This is a genomic window from Streptomyces sp. ISL-66 (assembly GCF_018614135.1).
Classification (GTDB): Bacteria; Actinomycetota; Actinomycetes; order Streptomycetales; family Streptomycetaceae; genus Streptomyces.
In genome coordinates this window covers 50026-64133 of record NZ_JAGGOW010000040.1, presented here as the reverse complement: position 1 = coordinate 64133, position 14108 = coordinate 50026, and the positions used below count along the sequence as shown (strand labels likewise).

General features: G+C 72.9%; 13 protein-coding genes. 5 read left to right on the top strand and 8 right to left on the bottom strand.

What is annotated here, in order from left to right; translation table 11 throughout:
• Positions 1-231 precede the first annotated feature (231 nt).
• Both J7E97_RS09495 and J7E97_RS09490 read right to left on the bottom strand, forming a co-directional pair.
• Complete coding sequence (locus tag J7E97_RS09495; protein ID WP_215024418.1) at positions 232-1134, bottom strand: alpha/beta fold hydrolase; 903 nt, start codon at positions 1132-1134, stop codon at positions 232-234.
• 128 nt (positions 1135-1262) lie between these two features.
• Positions 1263-1868 carry a TetR/AcrR family transcriptional regulator gene (locus J7E97_RS09490; RefSeq protein ID WP_215024416.1) on the bottom strand — a complete coding sequence of 202 codons (606 nt, stop codon included), beginning with the start codon at positions 1866-1868 and terminating at the stop codon, positions 1263-1265.
• A 155-nt stretch (positions 1869-2023) separates the two neighbouring features.
• Between J7E97_RS09490 and J7E97_RS09485 the strand changes: the two genes are divergently transcribed.
• Positions 2024-3409: a cytosine permease gene (locus J7E97_RS09485; RefSeq protein WP_215024414.1), complete on the top strand. Its 1386-nt coding sequence runs from the start codon at positions 2024-2026 to the stop codon at positions 3407-3409.
• 55 nt (positions 3410-3464) lie between these two features.
• The gene (locus J7E97_RS09480; protein ID WP_215024412.1) at positions 3465-5150 is read left to right on the top strand and encodes an amidohydrolase; all 1686 of its coding nucleotides are present in this window, start codon (positions 3465-3467) and stop codon (positions 5148-5150) included.
• Between the two features lie 181 nt (positions 5151-5331).
• On the opposite strand, the gene J7E97_RS09475 is transcribed toward J7E97_RS09480, so the two are convergent.
• Positions 5332-6450, bottom strand: coding sequence for a DUF3533 domain-containing protein (locus J7E97_RS09475; protein WP_215024410.1), 1119 nt, complete (start codon positions 6448-6450; stop codon positions 5332-5334).
• A gap of 260 nt (positions 6451-6710) precedes the next feature.
• On the opposite strand from J7E97_RS09475, the gene J7E97_RS09470 reads away from it, so the two are divergent.
• Positions 6711-7571 carry a triacylglycerol lipase gene (locus J7E97_RS09470; RefSeq protein ID WP_215024409.1) on the top strand — a complete coding sequence of 287 codons (861 nt, stop codon included), beginning with the start codon at positions 6711-6713 and terminating at the stop codon, positions 7569-7571.
• A gap of 122 nt (positions 7572-7693) precedes the next feature.
• Here J7E97_RS09470 and J7E97_RS09465 read toward each other — a convergent pair whose 3' ends face one another.
• The 3 genes from J7E97_RS09465 to J7E97_RS09455 all read right to left on the bottom strand — a co-directional run bounded on the left by J7E97_RS09465 (position 7694) and on the right by J7E97_RS09455 (position 10537).
• The gene (locus J7E97_RS09465) at positions 7694-8794 is read right to left on the bottom strand and encodes a lytic polysaccharide monooxygenase (protein WP_215024407.1); all 1101 of its coding nucleotides are present in this window, start codon (positions 8792-8794) and stop codon (positions 7694-7696) included.
• Between the two features lie 261 nt (positions 8795-9055).
• Positions 9056-9538, bottom strand: a complete 483-nt coding sequence (locus J7E97_RS09460) for a DUF402 domain-containing protein (RefSeq protein WP_215024404.1) — start codon at positions 9536-9538, stop codon at positions 9056-9058.
• 51 nt (positions 9539-9589) lie between these two features.
• Positions 9590-10537, bottom strand: coding sequence for a GNAT family N-acetyltransferase (locus tag J7E97_RS09455; RefSeq protein WP_215024402.1), 948 nt, complete (start codon positions 10535-10537; stop codon positions 9590-9592).
• 248 nt (positions 10538-10785) lie between these two features.
• On the opposite strand from J7E97_RS09455, the gene J7E97_RS09450 reads away from it, so the two are divergent.
• Positions 10786-11196, top strand: a complete 411-nt coding sequence (locus J7E97_RS09450; RefSeq protein ID WP_215024399.1) for a GntR family transcriptional regulator — start codon at positions 10786-10788, stop codon at positions 11194-11196.
• A 121-nt stretch (positions 11197-11317) separates the two neighbouring features.
• Here J7E97_RS09450 and J7E97_RS09445 read toward each other — a convergent pair whose 3' ends face one another.
• Both J7E97_RS09445 and J7E97_RS09440 read right to left on the bottom strand, forming a co-directional pair.
• The gene (locus J7E97_RS09445) at positions 11318-11860 is read right to left on the bottom strand and encodes an FABP family protein (RefSeq protein ID WP_215024397.1); all 543 of its coding nucleotides are present in this window, start codon (positions 11858-11860) and stop codon (positions 11318-11320) included.
• 138 nt (positions 11861-11998) lie between these two features.
• Entirely contained in the window at positions 11999-13099 is a 1101-nt protein-coding gene (locus J7E97_RS09440) for a DUF5925 domain-containing protein (RefSeq protein ID WP_215024396.1), read from the bottom strand.
• A gap of 207 nt (positions 13100-13306) precedes the next feature.
• Here J7E97_RS09440 and J7E97_RS09435 point away from each other — a divergent pair, with 207 nt between their 5' ends.
• Positions 13307-14107, top strand: coding sequence for an SGNH/GDSL hydrolase family protein (locus J7E97_RS09435; RefSeq protein ID WP_215024452.1), 801 nt, complete (start codon positions 13307-13309; stop codon positions 14105-14107).
• The last annotated feature ends 1 nt before the right edge of the window (position 14108 follow it).

Here is a 14108-nt window from a genome sequence, read left to right as displayed (position 1 = left end):
GGCGAGGAGCCAGTGTCTGGCGCGGACTTTACCTCCCCACGTCTCGATCGTCGCGCTAAACGCCCTACAGGACGCCTATAACGTGAGCTGCCGAACGCCCCGACGTGACGAACGGTCAAGCGTCCGTGGAAAAAATGACCGAATGTCGAGGGGTCCTGTATTCGGCCGTTTGCCCGACGGCAAGATCATGTTCCCTTTCCGTCCTCTTCCCGGGCCCCCCGCCGCCCGTTCCTAGGCCGGCTGCTGCTCGGTGACGGGCGGCGCCGGCAGCTCTCTGAGCAGCCACGTCAGTACGTCGGGCAGTGCGTGCAGCGCCGCGAAGTGCGCGACGGCGGGGACGATGGTGGTGGTGGCTCCGGGGATGCGGCGGCCCAGCCAGCGGGAGTGCCCCACGGGCGAGAACACGTCGAGTTCCCCGTGCCAGATCAGCACCGGACAGCGGATGTCCGCCGGATCGAAGCCCCACGGGTTGCTGAAGGCGAGGGCGTCGTCGATCCACCCGTAGGCGGAGGTGCGGACCCCCTCGCGGTAGTTGCGCAGCAGCATGGCCCGCAGGCCCGCGTCCGCGACGATCAAGCGGTCGCTGTCGGTGAGCTCGCGGCGCAGTTCGTCCAGGAGCCGGCCGGGGTCCTCGGCGATGCCGGCGGCCCGCGGGATCAGCCGGGCGGCGAGCTCCTCGGGATCCCGGCCCGCCGTGGAGTGCTCCCGGACGTTGGACGGAGACATGCCCTCGAACCAGTCGAGGTTCTCCGCGTCCCGGGGGGCCAGGGAGACCAGGGCCGCCGTCCGGGTGACCCGGTCGGGCAGCAGGGCGGCGCAGGCCAGGGCGCCGGGGGCGCCGCCGGAGCGGCCGGCCACGGCGAAGGTCTCCAGCCCGAGGGAATCGGCGATCGCGGCCACTTCCTGGGCCACGTCCGCCACCGTGCGGCCCGGGTGGCGGTCCGAGCCGCCGTAGCCGGGTCTGTCGTAGGCGATGATCTGCATCCGGCGCTGGTAGAGCACCATGCCCCGGGGCGCGGGGCCCAGCCGGCTTCCGGGGGTGCCGTGGAGCAGGAAAACGGGTTTGCCGTCCGGGTCGCCCCAGCGCTCCACCGTCAGATTCCGTCCGTCCGCGACGCGCACCTGACTGCGCACGCGCTCCCCCTCACGGTCGACGCGACTCGTCACAGGGATTGTGCTCGCTGGGGGAGGAGCGCGGTAGGGCGCACTCGACCGGTTCGCGTCGTTCAACCAGGGGCGGGTCGACCACCGGGGCGCGCGCCCTACGTGTGGGGGATCAGCAGGGCCGCCGCGGAGCGGGCGCGCTCCAGCGCGGCGGTCCGGTCGACGTCGCGCTGGCCCAGCACCACGCGGGTGCTCAGCCCGTCCAGCAGGGCGAGCAGCTCCGAGGCGCGGGCGGGGACGTCCAGGCCGGCGGGGAAGCGGCCTTGCTCCACGCCCTTGGCGAGCAGCGTTTCCAGATCCCGCTGCCAGCCGTCGTCGATCTCCTGCTGGGCGAGGCGCAGCGGCTCGTTCGACGGGGTGCGGGCCCACAGCTCGATCCAGAGGGTCCAGCGCGGATCGCGGGGGCCGCGCGGCAGGTACAGCTCCAGGAAGAGTGCGAGCTTGCGGTGGGCGGTGACCCTGCGTCCCATCAACCGGGCGCGCTCGACGGTCAGTTGCTCCTCGCTCCAGCGCAGCGCGGCCAGCAGCAGCCGGTCCTTGCTGCCGAAGTAGTAGAGGATGTGGCCGCCGCTGGTGCCGAGCCGTTCGGCGAGCGCGGACATGGTGAGCGTGGCCAGCCCGTCCTCGGCGATCGCCGTCATGGCCTCTTCCAGCATCCGCTCCTGGGCGATCCGCCCGTCGCGCCGCCGTGCCGCTCCCGCCACGCGTGCCGCCTTCCCGGTCTCCGTGTTCCGACCCTATCCCGGGCAGGGTCTTGACGGGCTCCGGGTCGGCAGCGCATCTTGAATGCCATTCAAGAATTTAGAACGGCATTCAAGGTCGCTCAAGGGTTCGCCGGTCCGAAGGCAGGGGCAGACGCATGACGCAGCAGGAGACGACGGCCGACGTCGACGAGGTCTTCAGAGTCGAGACGCACGGCATCGACCCCATCCCCGACGGCGAGCGCCACGGCGGCGCCAAGGACCTCTTCTGGCTCTGGTTCGGCTCCAACCTCACCTTCACCTACGTGATCAACGGCGCCCTCGCCGTCGCCTTCGGCCTCTCCTTCTGGCAGGCCACCGCCGTGGTCGTGATCAGCGGGCTCTCCTTCTTCGCGGTCAGCGCCGCCGGACTGAGCGGCATCCGCACCGGCACCGCCACCCTGGTCATCTCCCGGGCCGCATTCGGCGTACGGGGCAACTGGCCGGCCGGCGTCCTGAACTGGGTGGTGAGCATCGGCTACACCGTCGTCGGCACCCTGGCGCTGGAGGTCTTCTTCGCCGAAGTGGGGCTCGGCGAAGGCACCTTGATCCGGGCCCTCGCGCTCGGCACCACCCTCGCACTCACCTTCGCCGTCGCCATGTGGGGCCACGCCACCGTGCAGTTCGCGGAACGCTGGATGGCCTACGTGCTCGCCGTCGGCTTCGGAGCGCTGCTGGTCTTCGTCCTGCCCGGCGCCGAGACCGCCGCCCCGGCCGACGCCGTGGCCCCGGGCCTGTCCGGCTGGAGCCTGGCCTTCGTGGTGATGCTCGCCGGGCCGTTCTCGTACCTGCCGATGCCCGCCGACTACACCCGCTACCTGCCCCGCACCACCTCGCTGAAGTCGATCACGTGGATGGGCGCCCTGGGCGGGTTCGTCTCCTCCGTCGCCCTCGGGATCGCGGGCGTCGCCGCCGCCACCCGCACCGACATGACCGACGCCGTGGCCGGAGCCGAGAGCCTGCTGCCGGGCTGGTTCCAGCCGCTGTTCCTCGCCCTCGTCCTCGGCGGCTCCGTCACCAACTCGATCATCACCCTCTACTCCTCCAGCCTCAACCTCCAGGTCCTCGGCATCCCGTGGAGCCGGGCCCGGGCCATCGTGATCAGCGCCGCCGTGACCGCCGCCGGATCGCTCGCCGCACTGTTCCTGACCGACTTCACCACCTCGCTGCTCTCCTTCCTCTCCCTGCTGATCATCGTGTTCGCCCCCTGGGGCGGGGTCTTCCTCGCCGACATGCTGATGCGCCGCTGCCGCTACGACTCCGGCGCGCTGCACGCCGGCAGCACGGGCGCCTACTGGTACCGCTCCGGCTACCACCCGGCCGGGATGACCGCCCTGCTCGCCGGTATCGCCTTCGCCGCCCTGACCTGCGACTCCGAGCTGTGGACCGGGCCGCTCGTGGCCCCGCTCGGCGGCGCCGACCTCACCCTGCTCGGCTCGGTCGTCGCCGGGACCACGTACTGGGCGCTCGCCCCCCGGATGCCCGCCCACGCCCCGGCCGCCTGAGGCCTCCCTCCCCGCACGGCCCATCCGTACCCCCTCTGCACAGGAGCACCACCCCATGCCGCACCCCACCCCCGCCGACCTGCTGCTCACCGGAGCCCGCATCCACACCGTGGACCCCGGCCTGCCCGAGGCCGAAGCCCTCGCCGTGCTCGACGGGCGGATCGTCTGGGTCGGCCCGGACGCGGAGGCCGAAGCCTGGGCGGGGCCCCGTACCGAGCGGATCGAGGCGGGCGGCCGGCTGGTGCTGCCCGGCTTCATCGACGCCCACAACCACGTCCGGCTCGGCTCCGACGGCGCGTGCGTGCAGCTCGCCGGGGCGCGGACGCTGGACACCGTCCTCGACCGGATCGGCGCCTGGCGGGAGGCCAACCCGGACGCCGAGTGGATCGAGGCCGAGGCCTTCGACTACTCCGCCGTCCCCGGCGGACGCATGCCCACCGCCGCCGATCTGGACCCGGTCACCGGGGACGTCCCGGCGATCGTGCTCTCCTACGACGTGCACACGGCCTGGCTGAACACGGCGGCGATGCACCGCCTCGGGGTCGCGAAGGACCGTACCGACCTGCCCTTCGGCACGGCCGCCGTGGACCCGCGGACCGGCGAGCCCACCGGCTTCGTCAAGGACTTCGCCATCAAGGGCCTCTCCCGCGACGGCCACCGCGCCCTGCGCGACCTCGGCGTGCCGTGGGCCTCGCCGGACCGCCAGTACGGCCGCCTCACCAAGAGCCTCGACGACGCGATCGGCTTCGGCATCACCACGGTCGTGGAACCCCAGAACTCCCTGGACGACCTCGAACTGTACGAGCGGGCGCGCGCCGAGGGCCGGCTGCGCTCGCGGATCGTAGCCGCCCTGTTCCACCCGCGCGGCACCACCGAGGAGGACCTCGACCTCTTCGAGGCGGCGGCCCGCACCTACTCGGGGGACCGGCTGCGGGTGGGCCCCCTCAAGCTGTACATCGACGACGTGGTGGAGCCGCGCACGGCCGCGCTGCTGGAGCCGTACACCGGCTGCGGCTCGCACCGGGGCGAGACCTTCTACCCGGCGCGGGAGTTCGCGGAGCTCCTCGCCCGCCTGGACGCGCGCGGCTTCCAGTGCTTCGTCCACGCGACGGGCGACCGCGGCATCCGCACGGTCCTCGACGCCGTCGAGCACGCACGGGCGGTGAACGGCCCGCGCGACGCCCGCCACCAGGTCGTGCACGTGGAGTGCCTGGATCCGCAGGACGTTCCGCGCTTCGAGGAGCTCGGGGTGGTCGCCTGCATGCAGCCCAGGCACTGCGCGCCGGAGATCGCCGGTCCGGGCCAGGACTGGGCGGAGAACGTGGGCGAGGAGCGCTGGCACAAGGCGTGGCCGATGCGCAGCCTCTACGAGGCCGGGGCGGTACTGGCGTTCTCCAGCGACTGGAACGTCGCCGAGATGGACCCGATGGTCGGCATCTACACGGCGTTGACCCGGCGCCCGCTCGACGGCGGCGACCCCTGGCAGCCCGAGGAGACGGTGGACGCGGCGACGGCGGTGTACGGCTACACGATGGGCTCCGCGTACGCCAACTTCCTGGACGCGGACCGGGGTTCCCTGACGGTGGGCAAGGCCGCGGACTTCGTGGTCCTGTCCCGGGACATCCTGACCGTGGCCCCGGAGCGGATCCCGGGCACGGTCGCCGAGGTGGTGGTCGTCGCGGGCGAGGTGGTGGCGGGCACGGAGGCCCACCGCCACACGCCGTCCCGGCCGTCGGCCTGACGCGTGGACCGCGTGGACCGCGTGGACCGCAGTCCCCGCCCGGGCGCTCGCCGGGCACGCGCGGATACGGCCGAGCAGCCGCTTCCCGCGGTGCCGTGGGCGTCCCGCACGCCGGGCTCCATCCGCTGGACGGATACGGCCTGTTCGGCCGGCCCCTGAAGGTTGCGCGAGACGGGACGGTTCACCGGCCGCCCGCCTCCGACGGCGCACCGGACACGTCCGCGTCGTCGGGTCCGCCGGGGAGCCCGCTGCCCACCGCCGCGCCGGCCCTGCCCCTGCGGAACACCGCGCAGGCCAGGGTGACGGCCGAGCCGAGCACGGCCCAGCCGCTCAGGACCAGCAGCGGCCCGGTGACGTCATTGCCCTTGAAGTACGCGATCGAGCGCGCGGCGTACGTACCGGCGCCCGGCGGCAGCCACGGGCCGATGGCCTTCCAGAACGGAGGCAGCAGCGGGTACGGATAGGCGCCGCCCGCGCTCGGATTGCCGAAGACCACCACCAGCAGGATCGCCAGGCCGATGCCGATCACGCCCGCGATGCCCTGGAAGGCCAGCGTGATCGCGCCGACCGCGAAGACCACCAGCGTGCCCAGCCCCCACAGGCCCGTGATGCTGCCGGGCAGCGCCCCGAGGACCGGGCCGGCGATGACCGCGCCGAGCAGCCCGGCCGCGATCGCGTATACGAGCAGCGCGCCGAGCCGGATGACGGCCCGGTGGATGTTCGCGGGGCGGGCGCCGGCGCTGATCGCGAGGATCGCGGCGCACAGGTAGCCGCCCACGCACCAGCCGACGACCAGGTAGAAGGAGCTCAGGCCGCGCCCGTCACCGGCCGTGACCGGGGCCACGTCGACGACCCGGACGGTACGGCCCCCGCTCCTCTCGACGAGGCCGACGATCTCCTCGACGGCCTGCGACAGGGAAGCCCCGGCGCCGCTCGCGACCAGCAGCTTGTCGGTCTTGCCGGCCGGGTCGATGACCAGCGCGCCGTCCACCCGCCGGTTCATGATCTGCTCGACCGCGGCCGCCTCGTCCCTGACGGTGCGGGCGTCGAGCGGTGTGCCGGGCAGGGTGTCGAGCTGCTGCGCGGACCGCTCGGCGACCGGCGCGGCGGGCGCGGCCACGGCGAAGGGGATCCCGCTCGGCCGCGGGTGATGGAAGGCGCCGATGTACGAGGTGATGAAGGCGAGCTGGAGCGCGAGCACGCCCAGGACCAGCAGGGCGGCCCGGGTGGTCACGGCGTCCTTGATCTCGGCGAGGAACCCGAGGGGCGGGCCTGCGTCTGTACCGGTGGGCTGGGTCATGTCTCACACGCTCGGCGCACCGGGGACCGGGCGCAGCAGGGGTGGGCCGAACGGATGAAGGACGCTTCGGGCGGTCCTCTTCGTCCTCTTCCGATTCCGAACCGGGCTCATCTTTTACCGACGCGTAACTTCCCAGTTTTGCTACTCGCCCGTAATTTGGCGGCTGCAGCACCCCTTGTGATCCGGATCACGGGATGAACCCCCACGTACTTCCCGCGCCATCCCTCGTTACTCCCCTTGAACCGCAAGGAGATCACACGATGCTGCCCTGGAGACGCCTGCTCCGCCCGCTGGCCGTCCTCACCCTGACCGCTGCCGCACTCGTCGCCCCCACCGGCGCGGCCCAGGCCGCCTCGGCGCCGAGCAGCGGCTGGAACAACTGGTCCTGCAAACCGTCCGCCGCCCACCCCCGCCCCGTCGTCCTGGTCCACGGGACCTTCGGGAACTCCGTGGACAACTGGCTCGGCTTCGCGCCGTACCTCGTCCACCGGGGCTACTGCGTCTACTCCCTCGACTACGGGCAGCTGCCCGGAGTACCCCTCTTCAACGGGCTCGGTCCCATCGACCAGTCGGCCGGCCAGCTCGACACCTTCGTGGACAAGGTGCTCGCCTCCACCGGGGCGGCCAAGACGGACATCGTCGGCCACTCCCAGGGCGGCATGATGCCCCGCTACTACCTGAAGTTCCTCGGCGGCGGCGCCAAGGTCAACGCCCTGGTCGGCCTCGCCCCCGACAACCACGGGACCACCCTCAACGGGCTCACCCAGCTGCTCCCGTACTTCCCCGGAGCCGAGGACCTGATCAGCGCCGCCACACCCGGGCTCGCCGACCAGATCGCCGGATCCGCCTTCCAGAACAAGCTGAACGCCGGCGGGGACACCGTCCCCGGGGTCACGTACACGGTGATCGCCACCCGCTACGACGAGGTGGTCACCCCGTACCGGAGCCAGTTCCTCGACGGGCCGAACGTCCGCAACGTGCTGCTCCAGGACCTGTGCGCGGTGGACCTGTCGGAGCACGTGGCCATCGGCCTCACCGACCGGATCGCCTGGCACGAGGCCGTCAACGCCCTCGATCCGGCACACGCCGAGCGGACCACCTGCGCGTCGGTCTTCGCCTGACGCCACGGGGCGGCCGTCCGGTGATCGTTCCGGACGGCCGCCCCCCTCCCCGCTGACGGCTGCCGGCAGCCCCCTGTTCACTGTCGGCAGCCATCAGCGGTCGCTGGTGTCCGTCACCGCCGTCAGCGGCCGTGGCGGCCCGGCGTTCCACGGCGGCGGGCCAGCCCGAAGAGCACGGCCGCACCGATGGCCAGGACGCCGGCCCCGGCGATCGCGATCGCCGGGGTGGCGCTGCTGCCGCCCGTCTCCGCGAGGTCGGCCTCGCTCCGCGAGGGGACCGGGGACGGGGCGGCCTGGGCGTTCGTCTTCGGGTCGTTGTCCCCGTGGCCGTTGTGCTCCACCGTGGACTTGCCCGCGCCGGCGGCGATCTGCTGGTCCGTGGGGGCCGACGGCTGTTCCGACGGCTGTTCCGACGGCTGGGCAGCGGAGGGCGCGTCCGAGGGCAGGCCGGAGGGCTTGGAACCCGGCTGCGTGGTCGGCTTGCCGTTCGTGCCGCCCGTTCCGGCGCCGCCCGTGCTCCCCGTACCCGTACCCGTACCCGTACCCGTACCCGTACCCGTACCCGTACCGGCGCCGCTCCCGCCGTTGTCCTTGCCGAAGACCACGTCCGAGCAGGAGTAGAAGGCCTCCGGGCTGTCCGAGCGCTGCCAGACGCTGTAGACCAGGTGCCGGCCGGTCTTGTTCGGGACGGTGCCGGAGAACACGTACTCGCCGTTCCGCATCCCCGGATCGGTGACCTTCACGAACGGCGCCGGTTCCAGGTCCGACCACTTCAGCGGCTTCGACGGGTCGTAGCCGTCCTTCGTCACGTACAGCTCGAAGGAGCCCTTGTGCGGGGCGGTCCCCTTGTAGCGGAAGGTGTGCGCGCCCGGGGCCAGCGGGCTCGCCGGCCAGTCGGCGCGCGCCAGGTCCAGCCCCTTGTACTTGCTGTTGCCCGCCGAGCACAGCTGCCCGTCCGGGATCAGGGACTTGCTCTGCCCGGCCGCGTTGGCGATGTTCACCGCGTTCCAGTCGTAGAACGCCTGCGACCCGCTCGCCGCGACCGCCGCCTTGCAGGCCGCGGACTTCGGGGCCTCCGGGCCCTCCGCGTAGCACGCCGCCACCCGGCTGACCGGGTCCGTCATCGAACCGTGGGCGGCCGCCGACGAGACGGCGTACGAGGCCACCGCGAGGGGGGCGAAACCGGCGGCGGCGATACGGGCGGCGGTACGGCGTGCGGACATGGTGGATCTCCTCCGGGGCGCGGCACGGGGCAGCGCGAGTCTGGGGTGCACCAGGGGGCCGAGGCTGGGCGGCGCCGCCCCTCACGGGTGCGCGGCGCCGCCTCCGGCCCTCCCTGGCCCAGCCAAACTAACCGCCCGCACCCGGCGTTTCGCCGACTTCGGCCCCCCGGAGCCGATCCTTAGGGCCCCGTTAAGGAACCGCTAAGCGGGGCCACAGGAACCGGGTCGGATCCCGTCCGGAACCGGGGCAAACCCCGTACCTCAGGACAGCAGCGCGCCCAGTCCGGCCGCCGAACGGGCCTGCGCCTCCAGGGAATCCAGCGCCCGTACGGCCGCGGCGGCCGCGGCGGGGTCGGCGTCCGCGAGCCCGCTCTCGGCGAACTCGTCCTCGTCCAGGCGCAGTACCTCGGAGCCGTCCGCCGACACCCACAGGTCCAGGTCCAGGTCCTCGACCAGGATCGCGCCGTCCGTCACCACCGCGGGCCGGGTCACGTCGCAGTACCAGCCCTTGAGGAGGCCCCCCCCGGTCCGCACCTCCTTGACCGCGTACCAGCGGTCGCGCCAGAAGTGCTCGGTGAACACGTCGCCCGGCTCGAAGCGCACGAACCCGAAGTCCCGCACTCCTTCGGCCGCCCAGGGCGCCCGTACGGTGATCCGGGTGCCGGTATCGGCGACCAGCTCCGCCGGGTAGCTGATCTTGGTGCGGCCCGCCTTGGTGAGGGTGACGGTGAACCGGTCGGTCATCGGGGTGGATCCTTTGCTCTTGGTCGTCCGGTCGTCCGGTCGTCCGGTCGTTCAGTCGGCGGACGGGGCGAGGGGCTTGGCGAAGCGGGTCTCGGTGGCGCAGATCTCGTACCCGAACCAGGTGTTGACGGCGAGCATCGGGGCATTGCCGGTGTCGTTGCCGGTGAACGCCTCCGTGTAGCCGGCCGCGCGGGCCCGGAGCAGCGAGTCGGTCTTGGCGAGCTTGGCCAGCCCGCGGCCGCGGAACGCGCGCAGGGTGCCGGTCATGGCGGAGGAGTAGCGGGTCGCGCCGTCGGTGTGGGCAGCGGTGAAGGCGGCGACCCCGCCGTCGACCAGCACGACGGTGGTGAGCTCGTGGTCGAGGTACGGGTTGTTCCAGGTGTGCCGCAGCCAGTCCTCGTAGTCGTCGAACTCGACCGTCACGTCGCCCGGTTCGTCGAGCGAAGCCGCGGCATCCGCCTCGAAGAGCGGGCGCGGATCGGCGGCGTAGGCCGAACCGGGGCGCAGCTCGACACCGGCCGGCAGGGTCCCGGGGAGCGTGGGCAGCGCGGCCGAGGCCAGGTCGAGGCGGAGGAAGTGCGCGGAGCGGGAGGCGCGGTACCCGTGGCGCTCGGCGAAGGCGCGGTGGGGCGGCTCGTCGAGCACCCAGGCGTACGAGTCCTTCGCGCCCTCGGCGGCGAGGTGCTCCTCGGCGGCGCGCAGCAGGGCGCTCCCGGCGCCGAGCCCGCGCGCCGCGGGATCCACGTAGGTGTTGACGAAGCCCTGGCCGGGGACGGGGCTGTTGTAGGCGATGCCGACCTGCGCGGTGCCGATGACCCGGCCGTCGCCGGTCTCGGCGACGAGGAGGCGGTAGCGCTTGTCGGGGTGCGCGGAAGTCACCTCGAAGGCCACTCCCGGGGCGGAGCTGATCATGAAGGGGAGGGCCGCGCGGCGCACCCTCACGATGGACTCGCTGTCCTCAGGGTCGTTCGGGCGCAGGTCGCGAATGCTCGGGCTCATGTGCGCGACGGTAGGGGTGCGAGGGGTGCGCGCGCCTTCGATTTTCGCCGCCGGTGCGGGCGTGGCGCCGCGGCGCGTGTCCAGACCGGTGTCGGAGCGGGGTCCGGGGCGCGTCCGGGGCGCGTCCGGGGTGCGTGCGGGGCGCCTGCGGGGCGGTGTCCGGGGCGCGTGCGGGGCGGTGTGCGGGGTGCGCACGGACCGGGGTCCGGGGCGGGTCCGGGCCGGTCTCAGGGTCGGGGCCGGGGCCGATGGGGGACAATCGGGGTGTGACCTCGACTTCCACGAACCTGAAGATCCGGATCGACGCGGCGGCCGGCGCGGCCGCCCCGTACGAGCAGTTGCGCGCCCAGATCGCCGAGGGCGCGCGGGCCGGTCGGCTGCCGGTCGGCTTCAAACTGCCCACCGTGCGCGGACTCGCGGAGGAGCTCGGGCTGGCGGCGAACACGGTCGCGAAGGCGTACCGGGCGCTGGAGTCGGACGGGGTGATCGAGACGCGGGGCCGGGGCGGCAGCTTCGTCGCGGCGGCGGGCGACGGCGCGGCCCGGGAGGCGGCCGCCGCCGCGCAGGCCTATGCGGAGCGGGCGCGGCGGCTGGGCCTGACCTTCGACGAAGCGGTGGCGGCGGCGCTGGACGCGCTGCGCGCGCGGTACGCCGGCTGATACCCCTGCGGGCTGGTGCCCCTGCCGGGTGACACCCCTGCCGACCGGCACCCGTGACGGCTGACACCCCTGCCGACCGGCACCCGCACCCCCTGACCCGGCGTCCGGCGCCCCGCGGGGGTCAGCCCTTGCGCCGCAGCAGCCGCGCGCGGAGGTGGTGCTGCATGGGCTGTCCCACCGCGGCCATGTCCTGCTCGATCGTCAGCTCGCCGTTCTGGAGCACGTACCGGCGCCGCATGCCGGTCACCTCCTTGGCCCGGGGGGTCAGCCCCACCGTGTCCGTCGCCATCTCGATCTCCGTGCCGGACACGCGCCCGACGTACGTCTCGACGATTCCCGTCGGGTGGGCGAGCGTGGCCTCGATGGAGGCGTCCGGCAGGATCCGCCACCACCCGGTCTCCCGCCCCGCGGGGCGCAGGGCCTTCCCGGACCCGTCGACGAGCCACGCGCGCGACTCGTAGCAGAGGAAGGGCCTGCCGTCGTGGCCGAAGGTGATCTCCTGCTCGTACCGGAAGCCCTGCTCCAGGGTCGGGTACTCACCGCTTCCCCGCCCGTGCCAGCGCCCGATGAGGCCCAGCACCGGCTGGAGTTGTGGATGCGGCTCGGGACCCTCACCGAGGACGTGGCTGTCGGGGTAGGGGTTCTCCTGCGCCGGTTCGAGCACGGTGGGTTCTCCTGTTCGTGGGCCCCCGGGTGTGGCACGGGTGTACACGGCCGACGGGGGCGGGCTTCGGGCCGCGCCCCCATTGTCGTCGCCCCGCGCGCCGGCCCGGCGCATCTCGCGCACCCCGCCCGCCGGGCCCTACAGGTACAGCCCCGCCTCGGAGTCCTGGCTCTGCGGCGGCAGTAGGGCCGCGGGGCCCGTCGCGCCGCGGCGCAGGGCGTAGAGCTCCGCCAGCGTCGCGCCCTCGCGGGAGATGCCCTCGTCCGTGCCGAGCCAGTCCACGGCCTCGCGGTGCGTCAGCCGGCCGACCTCGATCCGGGCCAGGCAGCGGCCCGGCCGGACCACGGCCGGGTGGAGCCGCTCCAGGTCCTCGTTGGTCGTTACGCCCACCAGTACGTTGCGCCCCTGGCCGAGCAGCCCGTCCGTGAGGTTGAGCAGCCGGGACAGCGCCTGCCCGGCGGTGTGCCGGGCCTCGCCGCGGATCAGCTCGTCGCAGTCCTCCAGCAGCAGCAGCCGCCAACGGCCCTTCGCCGTGCCCTCGTCCTCGCCGATCGCGATGTCCATCAGGTAGCCGACGTCGTTGAACAGCCGCTCCGGGTCCAGCACGCAGTCCACCTGGCACCAGTCCCGCCAGGACCGCGCGAGCGTGCGCAGCGCGGAGGTCTTGCCCGTGCCCGGCGGGCCGTGCAGCAGGAGCAGTCGGCCCGAGATGTCGTCCGGGGTGACCTTCATCAGCCGGTCCATCGCCCCGGCCACCGGGGCCGTGTAGTTGGGCCGCACCTCGGCCCAGGTCCCGGCCGCGATCTGCCGGGTCGTGCGGTACGGGCCGCGGCGCGGGGAGACGTACCAGAACCCCATGGTGACGTTCTCGGGCTGCGGTTCGGGCTCGTCCTGCGCCCCGTCCGTGGCCTCGTCGAGCACTCCGGCGGCGAGTTCGTCGCTGACGGCCGTGACGGTGACGTCCGCGCCCCGGCTCCAGCGGGAGACGAGCATGGTCCATCCCTCGCCCTCGGCGAGCGTCGCGCTGCGGTCGGTGTCGCGCGCTGAGCGCAACACGGTGGCCTGGGGCGGCAGGAGCGTCGCGCCCGCCTTCACCCGCTCGATCGAGACGCTGTGCGAGTAGGGCTGCTCGCCGGACGCGAAGCGGCCGAGGAACAGCGCGTCGACGACGTCCGACGGGGAGTCGCTGTCGTCGACGTTGAGCCGGATCGGCAGCGCGTCTTGAGGGTTGGCTGGCATGGCGCCCATGATCCGGCACGAACTGGCCCCGTGCACCCGTGTTTAGCCGGATCGAGTGGCGGAGTCCCCTCTTCAAACCCGGTGCGGGTGAAGATTCGGACCCCATGTCCACCCGGAACATTCTTGACATGAACACTTCCGGCAAGGCTCCGCTCCTTGTATCACGGACTGAGGAGTAACCCCCCACAAGGAGCCGCATACATGAGCATGAGAATGCCGCGCTTCGCAGCCCTCGCCTCCGCCCTGTTACTCGCCGCGGGCGCCGCCCTGTTCGGGGCGGGACAGGCCTCCGCCGCGGCCGACTTCGGCTACGTCGCGCTCGGCGATTCGTACTCGTCCGGAGTCGGCGCCGGCAACTACGACAGTTCGAGCGGCAACTGCAAGCGCACCACGCGCGCCTACCCGGCGCTCTGGGCCGCCGCCCACGCCCCGCAGACCTTCTCCTTCGCCGCCTGCTCGGGCGCCCGCACGGGTGACGTGATGAACGGCCAGCTCACCCCGCTGAACTCCGGCACCGACCTGGTCAGCATCACCATCGGCGGCAACGACGCCGGATTCTCCGACGTCATGACGACCTGTGTGCTCCAGTCCGAGTCCGCGTGCATCAGTCGCGTCAACCAGGCCAAGGCGTACGTGGACTCCACCCTCCCCGGCCAGCTCGACCAGGTCTACAACGCCATCCACAGCCGTTCCCCGGGCGCCCGCGTGGTCGTCCTCGGCTATCCCCGCTTCTACAAGCTGAACGGAACCTGCGTCGCCGGACTGACCGAGGGCGAACGCACGGCCATCAACGGCGCCTCCGACTACCTGAACGCCGCCATCGCCAAACGCGCCGCCAACCACGGCTTCGCCTTCGCCTCGGTGGCCGGCGCCTTCACCGGCCACGAGATCTGCTCCGGTAGCGAGTGGCTGCACAGCCTCAACTGGCTCGACATCGGCGAGTCGTACCACCCGACCGCCGCCGGACAGTCCGGCGGCTACCTGCCCGTCTTCACCGGCGCGGCCTGAG